The organism is Alteromonas sp. AMM-1 (genome assembly GCF_047290655.1).
In the GTDB taxonomy this organism is placed as follows: Bacteria; Pseudomonadota; Gammaproteobacteria; order Enterobacterales; family Alteromonadaceae; genus Alteromonas; species Alteromonas mangrovi.
In genome coordinates this window covers 1-13,705 of record NZ_JBLBUE010000035.1, presented here as the reverse complement: position 1 = coordinate 13,705, position 13,705 = coordinate 1, and the positions used below count along the sequence as shown (strand labels likewise).

At 48.4% G+C, this 13,705-nt stretch carries 16 protein-coding genes; 6 read left to right on the top strand and 10 right to left on the bottom strand.

Annotated features, from left to right (window positions below; all coding sequences use genetic code 11):
• Positions 1-288 precede the first annotated feature (288 nt).
• The 5 genes from ACLR2L_RS08575 to ACLR2L_RS08555 all read left to right on the top strand — a co-directional run bounded on the left by ACLR2L_RS08575 (position 289) and on the right by ACLR2L_RS08555 (position 3,669).
• Entirely contained in the window at positions 289-1,206 is a 918-nt protein-coding gene (locus tag ACLR2L_RS08575) for a hypothetical protein (protein ID WP_413367416.1), read from the top strand.
• An 89-nt stretch (positions 1,207-1,295) separates the two neighbouring features.
• Positions 1,296-1,730, top strand: coding sequence for a hypothetical protein (locus ACLR2L_RS08570; RefSeq protein WP_413367414.1), 435 nt, complete (start codon positions 1,296-1,298; stop codon positions 1,728-1,730).
• Positions 1,731-1,845: 115 nt separating this feature from the next.
• Positions 1,846-2,154 (top strand): hypothetical protein, encoded by a 309-nt coding sequence (locus tag ACLR2L_RS08565; RefSeq protein WP_413367412.1) that lies wholly within the window; start codon positions 1,846-1,848, stop codon positions 2,152-2,154.
• A gap of 97 nt (positions 2,155-2,251) precedes the next feature.
• Positions 2,252-2,854 carry a hypothetical protein gene (locus tag ACLR2L_RS08560; protein WP_413367410.1) on the top strand — a complete coding sequence of 201 codons (603 nt, stop codon included), beginning with the start codon at positions 2,252-2,254 and terminating at the stop codon, positions 2,852-2,854.
• Between the two features lie 281 nt (positions 2,855-3,135).
• A complete protein-coding gene (locus tag ACLR2L_RS08555; protein ID WP_413367408.1) occupies positions 3,136-3,669 on the top strand; it encodes a hypothetical protein in 534 nt (177 codons plus the stop codon).
• Between the two features lie 199 nt (positions 3,670-3,868).
• On the opposite strand, the gene ACLR2L_RS08550 is transcribed toward ACLR2L_RS08555, so the two are convergent.
• The 10 genes from ACLR2L_RS08550 to ACLR2L_RS08505 all read right to left on the bottom strand — a co-directional run bounded on the left by ACLR2L_RS08550 (position 3,869) and on the right by ACLR2L_RS08505 (position 13,234).
• Positions 3,869-5,206, bottom strand: coding sequence for an ATP-binding protein (locus ACLR2L_RS08550; protein ID WP_413367406.1), 1,338 nt, complete (start codon positions 5,204-5,206; stop codon positions 3,869-3,871).
• A gap of 6 nt (positions 5,207-5,212) precedes the next feature.
• Entirely contained in the window at positions 5,213-5,896 is a 684-nt protein-coding gene (locus ACLR2L_RS08545) for a response regulator transcription factor (protein ID WP_140960089.1), read from the bottom strand.
• A 1-nt stretch (position 5,897) separates the two neighbouring features.
• A complete protein-coding gene (locus tag ACLR2L_RS08540) occupies positions 5,898-6,173 on the bottom strand; it encodes a PepSY domain-containing protein (protein WP_413367403.1) in 276 nt (91 codons plus the stop codon).
• A gap of 134 nt (positions 6,174-6,307) precedes the next feature.
• Complete coding sequence (locus tag ACLR2L_RS08535) at positions 6,308-6,607, bottom strand: YciI family protein (RefSeq protein ID WP_140960087.1); 300 nt, start codon at positions 6,605-6,607, stop codon at positions 6,308-6,310.
• A 2-nt stretch (positions 6,608-6,609) separates the two neighbouring features.
• Positions 6,610-7,416, bottom strand: a complete 807-nt coding sequence (trpA, locus tag ACLR2L_RS08530) for a tryptophan synthase subunit alpha (RefSeq protein ID WP_413367401.1) — start codon at positions 7,414-7,416, stop codon at positions 6,610-6,612.
• Positions 7,409-8,596 (bottom strand): tryptophan synthase subunit beta, encoded by a 1,188-nt coding sequence (gene trpB, locus ACLR2L_RS08525; protein ID WP_140960085.1) that lies wholly within the window; start codon positions 8,594-8,596, stop codon positions 7,409-7,411. Before trpB ends, trpA begins: the two co-directional genes overlap by 8 nt.
• 16 nt (positions 8,597-8,612) lie before the next feature.
• Positions 8,613-10,010 carry a bifunctional indole-3-glycerol-phosphate synthase TrpC/phosphoribosylanthranilate isomerase TrpF gene (trpCF, locus tag ACLR2L_RS08520; protein ID WP_413367398.1) on the bottom strand — a complete coding sequence of 466 codons (1,398 nt, stop codon included), beginning with the start codon at positions 10,008-10,010 and terminating at the stop codon, positions 8,613-8,615.
• Positions 10,007-11,035, bottom strand: a complete 1,029-nt coding sequence (trpD, locus tag ACLR2L_RS08515) for an anthranilate phosphoribosyltransferase (protein WP_413367396.1) — start codon at positions 11,033-11,035, stop codon at positions 10,007-10,009. Before trpD ends, trpCF begins: the two co-directional genes overlap by 4 nt.
• A gap of 4 nt (positions 11,036-11,039) precedes the next feature.
• Entirely contained in the window at positions 11,040-11,642 is a 603-nt protein-coding gene (locus ACLR2L_RS08510) for an aminodeoxychorismate/anthranilate synthase component II (RefSeq protein WP_413367394.1), read from the bottom strand.
• A complete protein-coding gene (locus ACLR2L_RS08505; RefSeq protein WP_413367392.1) occupies positions 11,639-13,234 on the bottom strand; it encodes an anthranilate synthase component 1 in 1,596 nt (531 codons plus the stop codon). Before ACLR2L_RS08505 ends, ACLR2L_RS08510 begins: the two co-directional genes overlap by 4 nt.
• A 281-nt stretch (positions 13,235-13,515) precedes the next feature.
• On the opposite strand from ACLR2L_RS08505, the gene ACLR2L_RS08500 reads away from it, so the two are divergent.
• Positions 13,516-13,705, top strand: a 190-nt coding sequence (locus ACLR2L_RS08500; RefSeq protein WP_413367390.1) for a PHP domain-containing protein, incomplete at its 3' end; no start/stop codon positions are given.

The window sequence follows — 13,705 nt, the reverse complement described above, 5'->3', positions numbered from 1 at the left end:
GATTGCCACAAATCGCAATGCAGAGCGACATAAGCCCGTTTTCTAACGGTAAGCTGGTTTTTAATATTTTACAGAGGTGAGTCGATAATTTCGCGTACTCGGTACCTACAGGGATTACTCTGGTTAATCTTGCAAAGATGAATGACTACCTGTATTTCGTTTTCCGTTTTGTGCGTGAGGTGAGATTTTATGTTTTTTCCTCTGAAAACACAGAATATGGTTTTCCAGAGGAAACGGGTGTTACTATGAAGTCTGAGTAATAAGCTGTTAGGCATCAAGGAGAAAACGTTGAGCCTGTTGAGAGAAATTCAAGCATCTCTAATATCTGATGAACCGAATCTCGGTAGTGTTCTATTAAAACTTCGCTTGCTTGCTGCCAGATTGGGAAGTGACATACTCGGTGATTGGGTAAAGCATGAAATGTCAGGGTACCCTAAGGTTGTTGAATTACCAGAGTACAGGGTGGTAGGTGTATCTTTTAAAGGTACATTTAGTGGGCCTTTTAACTCAGGAATTAATAATGCTCCGATACCGACTGCGCTCGTAGAAAAACACGCTGGTGAGCATTGGACTAATCATAGAGTTAGGGAAGGAATCGCAGCCATCGATGATTTGGTTAGGGGCGCACAAGAGTCTGGCTCACTTGGTCTAGATTGCTCCAACTTGATATTGCTATTGCAAGGCAAGATATACGAAGACTATGCATGCAATGACATCCGAGGAACAATATCTAGAAGTTCATTGGTTCAAATTCAAAATGAAGTAAAAAGTCGAGCACTGGAACTTACTATTGAGCTTGAAAAAGCCATACCAGCAGCTGCCGAAATAGTATTGGGGCCACAAAGCACTGAAAATATCGACGAGGGGCAAGTGTCCAAAATTATCAATCAAACAATTTATGGTAATTACACTGAGATATCAAATTCAGGGGCAGGTGCAAATATTGAAGTAAAGGCCATTCAAGGGAATCCCGAAGCGTTCAAAAAATCCCTAGAAGATTCGGGAATTTCAAAAGATTCAGCAAAAGAATTATCTGAAATTGTCAAATCTGAATCGCCTAGCTCCAAAGACGAACCATTGGGAGCTAGGGCGAAGCAATGGCTGCTAAATAATCTTAAAAAAGCAGAAGATGGAACATGGAAGGTTGGAATATCGGTGGCAACGGATGTAATTAAAAGTGCTGTTAAAGGGTACTATGGGCTTTAAACTGAGAATGCCTAACAAGGTTATTAACTTCGCGCCGTTGGCGCCGGACGCAGCAAAGCTGCGCCGGTTATAACAGCGTTAGGTTGCCGATGCTAAACCGATTTCTAGCTGTTGTTTTAATGTTCTTAATAGTGGCCTGCACTTCCGGCCCAACAGATAGGGCTACTGAAGTCATGTGGCATGGCAGCTCCCCTGTGAGGCAGTATTCATTCGTATTTGTAGATAGCAACAAGTCTCCCGTCCAGGGCGTCTCATTTAAATGCACAGGAGATGAAGGAACTATAGCTTCATATGTCGCTTCTGATTTAAATAAATCTGCAACATCCTCTGATAGTTTAGGTACTCTCATTATTTCTCATAATGGATTTCAAACTCATGGAACATATATGCGAAAGGGAGATGAACGTTGGGGGTTTAATACTCCAGAATTACCTCAGTGTGAATTTTATTATCAAGGGCGTACGATATTTTCTGGTAAATTAAAATCGTTCAAGGCAAAGGAATTGGTGGTTGTAAATGAGTAAGCAACCTAACAAAAAAATTATGTCGCCCGCAGGCGGGCTGGAACACAAACAGCAAGATGGCTTCGCTATTATAGCCTGTCTGTTTGTGCCGCAAATTTAGGTGTTAGGTGATACTGTGAGCATTGAACATTTAGAGCTTTTAAGAAATGCCTTAGAGCGCAGTAAATGGCTTGTTGTAAACGAATTGCCAGGAAATGATTACGACATCTCCGCTTATTGGGAAGTCGCGCGGCCAAATGGGATTCCAAAGTTTACTATCGCTTTCTCGGGAAGAGATGATTTGAAAACGCTGCCTATCGAAAAGGCGTACGGATGCCATGTTGTCGGCCACGAAAACATAGGTTGCTATTTCGGTAGAGTTAATAAATCGTACAGGGATGAACTAGACAGTTTTATCAAGGTATTAGTGAGTGAAATCACCTAACAAGCAAAGGCTACGGGATACTAACACGTAGGCTCCTGTCACTTCGTTTCGTATTTTAGACCACAGGTACTAGCCTCTTATGGGGGGAGGGTAACTCATGAAAGTTTGGCGTTTAGTGTTATTTTTTGGATTAGTATTAAGCATCTATGTGTATGCTGGTGACATACTGACAGCCAACAAACAGTTATATGACAAAGCAAATAGCGGTGACGTAAAATCGATGGATATTCTTTCTAGGTTTTACATTGATCAATATAGTTGGCGATACAATCCTGAGCATTCTAGGTATTGGCTGTGTCGCAAGGAGCAAATAGTTCCAAACGATAAAAGTGCCTTGGATTGCGCAACGCTATTAAAGATTGGTGAGCAAAAAAATTACTCAACATTTTATGAGCGCGGTGAAAAAATCAGGGAAGTTAGTCTATCGTCTGATTTCATGGATAACCTTAGCTTAGAAGTCCCGCCAGAAACCGAGTGGAATATAAAATGGAATTGGTCTGACTGTGATGGAATCTGTAGTTATGAAATATCTGTAGATGGCTATTATTATGTTGGAGAGCAGAAAAAGTACCTCATTGGTAGAGAATCAACGTTATCCCTAAGTAATGGTGAAACTGGTGAAATATGGGTTCAAAGTGGTTCAAATGTGACATTACAGATAGATCCTAAATTAGTAAGGATCATAGAGTATGCACAGTAACTTAACCCAAACAGATCAATCAACTACGCGCCTACGGCGCCGGTCGCGGCGAAACTGCTCCGATTCTCAAGGAAATAGCTGAAAATCATGCACCGAATATATTACTTATTATTTGTCATTGCTCTTAGTTCATGCGCTTCACTGTTTCTTTTTAACAAATCAGGCATTTCTCTGAATGGTCAAGTGTATTAATTCATCAGCTAACGATGCTAAGTACATTCGCGAGCGCAGAAGGCGTGCTGGCTGGGCCTCGCTAACACTCGGCCTTTGTAGGCGGCGTTATGCCTGGGGTTGAATTTATGCGCTTTTTTCTTTTAATCATTTGTATAAATTTTATTGGATGCGCCCAAAATACGGATGAAGCCCCTAACGAAGCTGAATTAATAGAGTACTTCAATCAAAATCAAAGCGGATTAGAGAAATTGAAGGAAATGATCGCTATTGATTCTCGTGAACATGATTACTTTGAAATCCGAGACGGAAGAATTGGTAAATATGAGCTAACCGAAAAAGGCTGGAGCAAAAGTTACGGTCAATATGTACCGTTTAGTGTCGTTTCGGGTACCTATCTATTAACAAGCTCGCGCTATGATGAATATATTCAATTGTTTAAAACTACAAAGGCGACTGCTGTTGAGTATTACACTGGGAATGTATCAATCAGTATATTTTCAGCTGGTTTTGTTTTTGGGGGTTGTAGTAGTGAAATAATATTTCATCCAGAAAAATTAAATCTCTCTCGGCCATCGTGGGCAACAACATACCACCAAGTTCATTTCAACGACAATTGGGGTGGTATTACACAATGTAATTAAGGCCTATTAATCGTTTCAAGTCGTGCGCGGCGTACTGGAACAAAAACAGGTAGACTGCTTCGCATTGAAGCCTGCGCGTCTGTCCTTATTTTAAAAGTTAGGCATTCATTCAAAACCTGAGGATTGAAGCGACTTTATTTTAAAGCTTAAACAGGTTTATCCCTCGCAATTCAACCAATCAAAAAACTACAAAACCCAATTAACCCGGCATGCGAATGGGAGCCGGGAAGGTGATGGTGAACATGGCGCCGCCTAATTCTGAGCGACCAATGGCCAGCTTGGCTTCGTAAGCGGCGAGCAGGTCGGCCACTACGGCCATGCCAATGCCCTGACCTTCGGTGTAGGAGTCCAGGCGTTGTCCGCGGGTGAGCAGACGTTCAACTTGTTCTGGTGGAATGCCCGGGCCATCATCTTCAATGTACAATTCGGTTTGATAAGGGGTTTCGTTAATCGTTACCTGAATGTGGCGTTCTGCTGCTTTGCAGGCGTTGTCCATCAGGTTACCCAGTATTTCCATCAGGTCCGTTTTGTCGCCAAAAAACTGCCCTTGTTCGCCGTTTACCGCAATTTGCAACGCTTTGTCGCGATATACTTTATTCAGAGCGTTACTTATTTGTTGCGCAACAGGCGCAATGGCAATGCCTTTATCCCAGCTTGTGGTGCCCGCTGTGGCCCGTTTTAGCTGGCGCTGAATAAGGGCGTCAATTTGTTGCAGCGACTCTTGCGCCGATGCGGGTAGTCCTTGCGTGCCTAATGCAACAGCCAGCGGGGTTTTTAAACTGTGAGCCAGGTCACCCAAGCTGTTTTTGTAACGCTGTCGCTGCTCGGCTTCCGCACTTAGCAGGGCGTTTATACTTTGTTTTAATGGCGTAAACTCGCTGGGGTAATTCGCTGTAAGCTGTTGTTGCTGGCCATTGCTGGTATGTTCAATTTCGCTAATCAGTGCGCGAACCGGTTTGAGTAGGGTATTCATACCCAGTACCAACAGAACAATCAGCCCCAGCCCTAACGCGATAAGGTATTGCCACACTGAGCGCAAATAAATCCGGCGTTCGTTTTCGAAGTCAGCATTGTTGTTAAATACAAAAAACGTAACCGGCAAATAGTTGTCGCCGTCTTCAAATTCGGCGGTGTAGCTATAGGCAAAGTAAGTGGGGTGCTGTCCGTCCAGCGCATGTTCGGCCACATACAATTCGCCACCTACATCCGGTGAAGCTGGCAGTGATTCAATGTGCGTTTCCAATCCCGATGCAGAAATCCAAACCGTGGCCTGGGTAAGCTGTATTACCCCCAAATAACCGGAGTTGGGCAGGTTAAGCTGTTCGTCGAACAACATGTCGGGCATCACGGGGGCACCGTCGTCCATCTCGAATACCGAGATGAGCGACAGTGTCATGAGTTTGAGTTCGTTATACTTGGCTTCTTCCAGGCTGGAAGTGTAAGCCTGCGACAGCGTTAGCACGGTTACGGGTATAAACACCACCAACGCCACGCAGGCTATGAGCAGGCTTCGTACCCGAAGTGATAAACTGCGCACCCGCGGTTATTCGCCAGTAAGCGACTGACTCAGGCGGTATCCGCGCCCTCGCAGGGTTTCAATGGGCTTCAGGGTATTATTGGGATCGAGCTTTTTGCGCAAACGGCCAACAAACACTTCAATTACGTTGCTGTCTAAATCAAAGTCCTGATCGTAGATGTGCTCAGTGAGTTCCGTTTTTGAAATCACTTTTTTGGGATGCAGCATCAGGTATTCCATTACTTTGTATTCGTAGGCGGTTAAGTCCATGGATCTGGCATTTACCTGCACTTCCTTGGCTTGCATATCCAGGCTTACCGGGCCAAATTCTATCAGTGAACTGGCTTGGCCTGACGCGCGTCGGATGAGTGCTTTTACCCGCGCCAGTAATTCTTCATTGTGGAAAGGTTTGGTGAGGTAGTCGTCGGCACCGGCATCCAGTCCTTCTACTTTTTCCTGCCAGCGATCGCGTGCGGTTAAAATTAATACCGGCGTGGTTACTCCATCGGCACGGGCCTGACGGATCACATCAAAGCCATCCAGATTGGGCAGGCCAATATCAACAATGGCTAAATCGTAGTTTACTTCCTTTAGCTGAAACAGGGCTTTGTTGCCATCGTCGGCCAAATCCACACTATAGCCTTGCTGTTGCAACAGCGTGTCGAGTTGCATCAGCAACCGGCTGTCATCTTCGGCAATTAACATTCTCATACTACTGGTCGTCCTTGCTGCCATTGCTCGGCTTTACTTCGCCTGAGCGTTTATCTACATCTAAGGTAACTACCCGGCCGGATTTTTTGAGCATTTTTACCCGGTAAGCACTTTGGGTCTTGTCCACTTTTAACACGCGGCCGTCAACGTGCCGTTTGGCTTGTTCGGCAGCTTGGGCGGTGTTTTTGACCGGCTTGTTTTGATCTTGTTGTGCAAATGCAGCAGGGCTGGTCAGCAACATAATCAATACAACGCACAGGGCACTTATTCTGAACATAATACTCCGACGGCGGTAATCACCTTAACAACTATGGGGTGAGCATAACTGTGTCTGGCTGAATGTTGTCTGAATATACTATCATCGCGTGGCGCAGGTGCAACGAAATTGCACCTGCGTTTATTGTTTGCGCGTTACGGCAGGACTTTTTTGTATGGCTTAACTACGACAGAGGCGTACACACCGGCTTCAATATACGGGTCGGCATCGGCCCAGTTTTGGGCGTCTGTCAGGCTGTTGAATTCAGCCACAACCAGTGAGCCTGTGAAACCCGCTTCACCCGGATCGTTGCTGTCGATAGCCGGGAAGGGGCCTGCAATAAGCAAACGCCCTTCGTCTTTTAACGCGTTTAAACGGGCCAGATGAGCAGGGCGCGCAGCCATGCGTTTTTCCAGGCTGTTTTCTACGTCTGTGGCACAAATCATATAAAACATGGCTACTTCCTCGTTGCAGCTTTCATGGAAGACACAAAGCTGTTCAGCGCGTTCAGCATGGCTGGCACGTCATTTAGGTGTTTCTCAATCAGGTTTACGGTTGCCGAACCGGAAATGGCACCGGCGGCACCGCTTTCAATGGCGTGTTTTACCTGCTCAGGGTTGGAAATACCAAAACCGAGTAACGGCGGAGCCGCATTCACGCTCACCAGTTTTTCAATCAGTGACGCAGCTGGCATAGTGGCGGCGGTTTCTGCTCCGGTCACACCGGCGCGGCCCAACAGGTAGGTGTACCCGGCAGACAAATCGCCAATTGCCTTGAAAGTGGCATCAGTCGCATTGGGTGGTGCAATCAGAATTTGCTTAATGCCCTTGGCATTGGCGGCGTCAATAAAGCGTTTTGCTTCGCGAATCGGCACATCGGCAATCAGAATAGAGTCGACACCCGCTTTGGCTGCCTCGGCGTAAAAACCGTCTACACCTTTAGCCAGTACCAGGTTGCTATACAACAGCAAGCCAACTGGAATATCGGGGTGGTTAGCGCGGATCCGGGCCAGCAGTTCGAAGCACTTCGTGGGCGTAACACTATTGTCCAGCGCACGAATAGCGGCTTTTTGAATGGTGGGGCCATCGGCGACCGGATCCGAAAACGGGATCCCTAACTCCAAGGCATCCGCACCGCTTTCAATAAGCTGGGTGATGATTTTTTCAGAGGTTTCCAGGTCTGGATCGCCTATCATTACGAAAGGTACAAATGCCCCTTCCTGTTGCGCCTTTAGGCGGGCAAACATATCTGCATATCTATCCATTCACCTGATCTCCCAAAATCTTAATTACGTGCCCCAGGTCTTTGTCACCGCGACCAGACAGGTTTACCACTATGATTGTTTCTTCTTCTGCTTCGTCGGCCATGTTCAGGGCATAGGCCAGGGCATGAGACGATTCCAGTGCGGGAATGATCCCTTCTTTACGCGCAAGCAACTGAAACGCATTAAGTGCTTCGTCGTCAGTTACCGATACGTATTCTGCGCGGCCAATATCGGAGAGATAGGCATGCTGTGGCCCTACTGCCGGGTAATCCAGGCCGGCAGATACCGAGTAGCTTTCTTCAATCTGACCATGCTTATCCTGCATTATGTAGGTATAAGCACCGTGTAAAATTCCTTTGGTGCCTTTGCCAATAGCCGCACCGTGTTCCTTGGTATGCACGCCTTTTCCGGCCGGTTCTACACCTACCAGTCGCACTGACGGTTCGTCGATAAAGTCGGCAAACATACCAATGGCATTTGAGCCACCGCCAACACAGGCAACGACGGCATCCGGCAGACGACCTTCTTTTTCCAGCATTTGCGCGCGGGTTTCTTCGCCAATCATGCGGTGGTATTCGCGCACTATGGTGGGGAATGGGTGAGGGCCCGCCGCGGTACCGAGTAAATAGTGGGCTTTGTCGTAGTTGGCCGACCAGTCGCGCAACGCTTCGTTAACCGCGTCTTTCAGTGTGCCTGAGCCAGAATCAACCGGGATCACCGTTGCGCCCATTAAACGCATTCTGAATACGTTAGGCGCCTGACGTTCAACGTCTTTGGCACCCATATAAATACGGGCTTTTAAGCCCAGCAGAGCACAGGCCAGCGCCGTGGCTACACCGTGTTGTCCGGCACCGGTTTCGGCGATCACTTCGGTTTTACCCATGCGTTTGGTTAGCAGGGCCTGACCCAATACCTGATTGGTTTTGTGCGCGCCACCGTGAAGCAGATCCTCACGCTTTAGGTACAGTTTTACCTTGGGGTTCGCCACCAGGTTCCGGGTAAGCGTCATGGCCGTGGGGCGGCCAGCGTAGTCTTTTAATAACGACAAAAACTCTGCGTTAAAGGCCGGATCATCTTTGGCTTCCAGGAAAGCCTGTTCAAGTTGATCGAGTGCAGGAATAAGCAGTTCGGGCACGTACATGCCACCGTATTCCCCAAATTTTGAGTCTAATTGATTCATTTGTGGTCCTGATTCATTAATATCGGCGACACACCGAAAAGAGTTCTGTTACCTGTTGGTCAGACTTATTGCCGGGCGCTACTTCAACGCCCGAATTCACGTCTACCATGTCGGCACCGGTTGCCTGTGCATCTGCCACATTGGCAGGTGAAATGCCACCGGCAATAATAAGTTTGTCCAGTTCCAGTTCGCTGTGAATGAGCGACCAGTCAAACTGCTGGCCAGTGCCACCGGTTTGGCTGCCCACCTGGCAGTCCAGCAACACGCGATCGAGCGTGTCGTCGTCCAGCAGCGCGTGAATGAGATAGGGGAGTTCACCGGCAACACCGATGGCCTGCCAAATCTCGCAGCCTTTGGGTAGGCTATTGCGCAAATGCTGACGAAAAACCGTGTCTTCGTCACCGTGCAATTGCACTGCTGTTAAAGACAGCTCACTCGCAACCTGTAAAACCATTTCAATTGGTTGGTTTACAAATACCCCAACATAACGGCCCGGGGTTTGTTCAACAATGGCTTTGGCCTGTTCAGGGGTAACGCAGCGCTTGGAATGCGGAGCGAAAATCAACCCGCAATAACTGGCGCCACTGGCAAACGCGTGAGCGGTTTGCTCGGGCTGGGTCATGCCACATACCTTAACCTTGCCGTACACCAGTTGCTTAACCGCAAGATTCAAATCTGCCTGAGCCATTAGCGCGCTGCCTACCAAAAAGCCCTGGCAAAGCGGCGCAAGGCGCAACACATCCTGATGAGTATAAATACCGGATTCGCTGATCACTACATAGTTGTGAGTGGCAGCTTTTAACATGGGTACCAGCTTTTCTGTGGTAGCCAGATCGGTTGACAGGTCGCGCAGATTGCGGTTGTTAATGCCAATGATATTGGCTTTTAACGCAATTGCACGCGTCATTTCGTCTTCGTTACTCACTTCGGTAAGGATATCCAGCGACAAACTGTTGGCCAGCTCAGCCAAGCGGATATAGGTCTCATCGTCTAACACCGACAGCATAAGTAAAATAGCGTCGGCGTTGTAGTAACGAGCCAGGTAAACCTGATACTCGTTTACAAAGAAATCCTTGTTCAGTACGGGTTGTTCAACGCGCTCGGTTACATACGCCAGGTAATCATAGCTACCCTGAAAGTACTTCTCGTCGGTGAGTACCGAGATCCCCGCGGCATAGGGCGTATACGCTGCCAGAATTTCATCCAGGTCAAACTTTTCGCGGATCAGCCCTTTCGACGGAGAGGCTTTCTTGCACTCAAGAATGAAACCGGCATTGGGCGCAGAGAGTGCGTCGAATAGGCTTTTGGTAGACGGCGTAAGATTGGCCTTTACGGTTTCCAGCGGTAACGCTGCCATACGCTCAGCTAACTCAACGTGTTTGTGTTCTACAATTTTCGCAAGTACGTTGCTCATTCAGTGACTTCCTGTTGGCTGACTTCAGCCACATTTTTAATCAGTTTTAATGGTGCACCACTGGCCATGGCATCCAGCGCCATGCTGGCGCCTTGCTTAAACGAATTTGCTGCACCGGCCACTTTAATGAGTGCTCCCGCGTTCATGGCAATGGCGGCAATATGCGCTTCCTGCCCCTTGCCACACAGGGCCGCTTCAATCATGGCTTTGTTTTCATGTGGTTCGCCGCCTGCGATGGCGCTTAACGGCGCACTTTGTAATCCAAAGTCATCGGCCGTTAATGTGTATTGAGTAGTAATACCATGCTCAAGCTCGACTACCTGGGTAGGGCCGTGCAACGCCAGTTCGTCAAGGCCATCACCGTGTACGATTAAAGCGCGTTGTTGGCCCAATAAATTCAGTGTTTGCGCGTAAACTTCTAATAACGATGGGGTATAGACACCAAATACGCCGAAGGTTGGGCCGGCTGGATTTGCCAACGGACCCAGAATATTAAACAGCGTACGGGTTTTTATTTCGGCCCGTACCGGTGCTGCAAAGCGCATACCTGCGTGATAAACCGGCGCAAACAAAAAACAGAAGTTAGTACTGTCGATACACTGTCGTGCTACGTCGGGCGTAATATCGAGTTTAATGCCACACTCGCGAAAAAAGTCGGCAGAGCCTGATTTACTCGATACGCTGCGGTTGCCATGTTTGGCTACTTTAACACCGCAGCTAGCCGCCACCAGTGCAGCAGCACTGGAAATATTGATGGTGTGATGACCATCGCCACCGGTGCCCACAATTTCACCAAAGGGGTAGTCAGGCGTTGGAAAAGGGCGCGCATTCGACACCATCGCGCTGGCTGCGCCAGCGATTTCATTGGGCGATTCGCCGTTCATTTTCAGGGCGGTTAACAAAGTGGCCAGTTTTACGTCAGATAACTCACCGTGCATCACCTGATTAAATATTGAGAATGCTTCTGCCTGCGCCAAATGCTGGCCGGCGAACAGCTTCTCAATGATATCCGTGTAGTCAGCCATGGGATTAGGCCCCTTTGGTCAAATAGTGAATACTTTGCAGCAACAACTGGCTGCCCTGCGCCGTTAAAATAGACTCAGGGTGAAACTGAAAACCCAGCATATTGTCTTGTGCCTGGTATACTGCCATAACTGTGGTGCCCACGGTTGCCAACGCCGTTAAATCGTCGGGTAATTCAGTGGCCATCAGCGAGTGGTAACGCGCAACGTGCAGCGGTTGAGGCAATCCGGCAAACATGGCTTCGCCGGTATGGGTTATGGCCGATGATTTACCGTGCATAACATCTTCAGCCCGACCTACTTTGCCACCGTAGTGTGCCACTATAGCCTGATGCCCTAAACAAATTCCCAGTACCGGGAAATGCCCCTGAACCAGCGATAACAGTTCCGGCATGCATCCCGCTTCATGCGGTGCGCCTGGGCCAGGTGATAATAACAGTAAAACCGGTCCGCTTTCAGCCGCTGTCTGCATTTTATTGAACAATAATTGCGCCGACACGTTATTGCGGTACACCACGATTTTTAAATCCATGGTGCGCAGTTCGTCTACCAGGTTATAAGTAAAGGAGTCGACGTTGTCGAGCAGGAATACGGTAACGGGCTGACTCATGCTGACACTCCTTTTACTACCATAGCGCTTTTCACTGCATTAATTACCGCCTGCGCCTTGTTGCGGGTTTCGTCGGCTTCTGCCTGGGGATCAGAATCGTACACCACACCGGCGCCGGCCTGAATGTAAGCGGTGCCGTTTTTCACAAATGCGGAACGGATAACAATACAGGTGTCCATATCACCGGCATTATTTAAATAGCCCACTGCGCCGCCGTAGCTGCCCCTGCGTTTTTGTTCAACTTTGCGGATCAGATTAGCTGCACTTACTTTGGGGGCGCCAACCAGGGTGCCCATATTCATACACGCCTGATACGCATGCAGCGCATCCAAATCATTGCGCAACTTGCCTACTACGCGTGAAACCAAATGCATTACGTGCGAGTAACGGTCTACTTTGAGCAGATCTTTCACGTATCGCGTGCCGGGTTCAGACACTTTGGCAACGTCGTTACGGGCCAGGTCTACCAGCATTAAATGTTCGGCTTTTTCTTTCTGATCTTCGCGCAAATTAAGCTCGATGCGGCTGTCCAGATCCGGATTGATTTCGCCATTGGGGCGCTTGCCACGAGGACGCGTACCAGCAATAGGATAGATTTCCACTACATTGCTCTGTGCCGAATACTTTAATGCCGACTCTGGCGAGGCGCCAAAAATCGTAAAATCCTTGTCTTGCATGTAAAACATATAAGGGCTGGGGTTTTGTTGTTTAAGTGCAGCGTAGGCAGTAAGCGGAGCGGGGCAGGGTAATGAAAAAGTACGGGATGGAACAACCTGGAAGATGTCCCCTGCCAGTATGTGTTCTTTTAACGTAAGCACGTCCTGGCAATATGTGTCGTCGGATTTGTCTACGCTGAGGTCGGCATTTACTACCTCAACTGGCGTTAAATCCAGTGCCGGTATCCGTTGCAGTTCAGCAGCCAGATGCTCCAGTCGCTGCGCGATGGCAAAGTAGCTGGTGGCCACTTCAGCGCCACTGAATACACTGCCAAGTAAGGTTGCCTGACGGGTCTGGTGGTCGAAGGTAATGAGGGTTTCGGCCAGATAAAACACGTAGTCGGCACAGTCGTTGTCGCCTTCAGGCACATTGGGTAATTGCTCGAAAGTGGCTAACAGGTCGTAGGCAAATACACCGCCCAGAAACACCGCGTTGTGGTGCGCGCGGATAGGTTTGATTTGGTTAACAACACTGCGAAGTACATCAAACACGCTGGCTGATTTGAGTCGGGCATCTTCGTCTAATTCGTCGTGGCTGGTATAGCAGGTAAGCGTAAGCTGAGTGTCACTGTGTACCCTGCATTCCAGTCCCGCGATGGTGAGATTGGCAAACAGGGGCAGCATGCCTTTGCCGTTTGCGCTGAGCGCTTCCAGGTTAACCTGCTGGCCACGGCATTCGAAGCGCAGGGCGGCATCTACCATTAATAAACTTTGCAGGTTGTCTTTGCTGTCGATTTCAGCGGATTCCAGCAGCAGGGCATGGGGCTGATTGCCACATAATCCGGCAAAGGCTGCCAGCGGATCGTTTATGTAGGTTGCCGTTCGTTCAATGGTTTCCACTTTTCCCGGTACGACGCCTAATTCGGCCAAACTCATTGCTTTACTCCGGTTAAAAAAATTAAAAAAAAGGCCCGTATGTAACGGGCCTTTTCTTGTTTATTCTGCGCACTAACGCTCACACCGCCCGTTTAATGAAGGGAGTGCCACCACCAGATAGTTGCCACATTGTGGCTGTTTTGGGGTTGTGTAAGCATTGTCGTATTCTGTCTTAATTCGTTATCGTTGAAGTTTGATAGGCATTCGCGCTATCAATCCGTATACTTGGCCTATAGAAGAAAACAAAACGCACACTGTGTCAACCTTAAATTTGAAAATACATGAAAATTGACTTACACAGTCACACGACATTTTCCGACGGACAATTAACGCCTGCGGAGCTGGTAATGCGGGCGCAAAACATGCAAGTGGACGTGCTGGCGATTACCGATCACGACACTACCGCCGGTCTCGACGCCGCACATGAGGGCGTGGCAGCGCATTATCCGGCATTGCGCCTGATAAATGGGG

Coding starts and splice junctions, on each gene's coding strand:
- ACLR2L_RS08570 (WP_413367414.1), top strand. CDS start 1,296: ATGCTAAACCGATTTCTAGCTGTTGTTTTAATGTTCTTAATAGTGGCC.
- ACLR2L_RS08560 (WP_413367410.1), top strand. CDS start 2,252: ATGAAAGTTTGGCGTTTAGTGTTATTTTTTGGATTAGTATTAAGCATC.
- ACLR2L_RS08555 (WP_413367408.1), top strand. CDS start 3,136: ATGCCTGGGGTTGAATTTATGCGCTTTTTTCTTTTAATCATTTGTATA.
- ACLR2L_RS08545 (WP_140960089.1), bottom strand. CDS start 5,896: ATGAGAATGTTAATTGCCGAAGATGACAGCCGGTTGCTGATGCAACTC.
- ACLR2L_RS08540 (WP_413367403.1), bottom strand. CDS start 6,173: ATGTTCAGAATAAGTGCCCTGTGCGTTGTATTGATTATGTTGCTGACC.
- ACLR2L_RS08535 (WP_140960087.1), bottom strand. CDS start 6,607: ATGTTTTATATGATTTGTGCCACAGACGTAGAAAACAGCCTGGAAAAA.
- trpA (WP_413367401.1), bottom strand. CDS start 7,416: ATGGATAGATATGCAGATATGTTTGCCCGCCTAAAGGCGCAACAGGAA.
- trpB (WP_140960085.1), bottom strand. CDS start 8,596: ATGAATCAATTAGACTCAAAATTTGGGGAATACGGTGGCATGTACGTG.
- trpCF (WP_413367398.1), bottom strand. CDS start 10,010: ATGAGCAACGTACTTGCGAAAATTGTAGAACACAAACACGTTGAGTTA.
- trpD (WP_413367396.1), bottom strand. CDS start 11,035: ATGGCTGACTACACGGATATCATTGAGAAGCTGTTCGCCGGCCAGCAT.
- ACLR2L_RS08510 (WP_413367394.1), bottom strand. CDS start 11,642: ATGAGTCAGCCCGTTACCGTATTCCTGCTCGACAACGTCGACTCCTTT.
- ACLR2L_RS08505 (WP_413367392.1), bottom strand. CDS start 13,234: ATGAGTTTGGCCGAATTAGGCGTCGTACCGGGAAAAGTGGAAACCATT.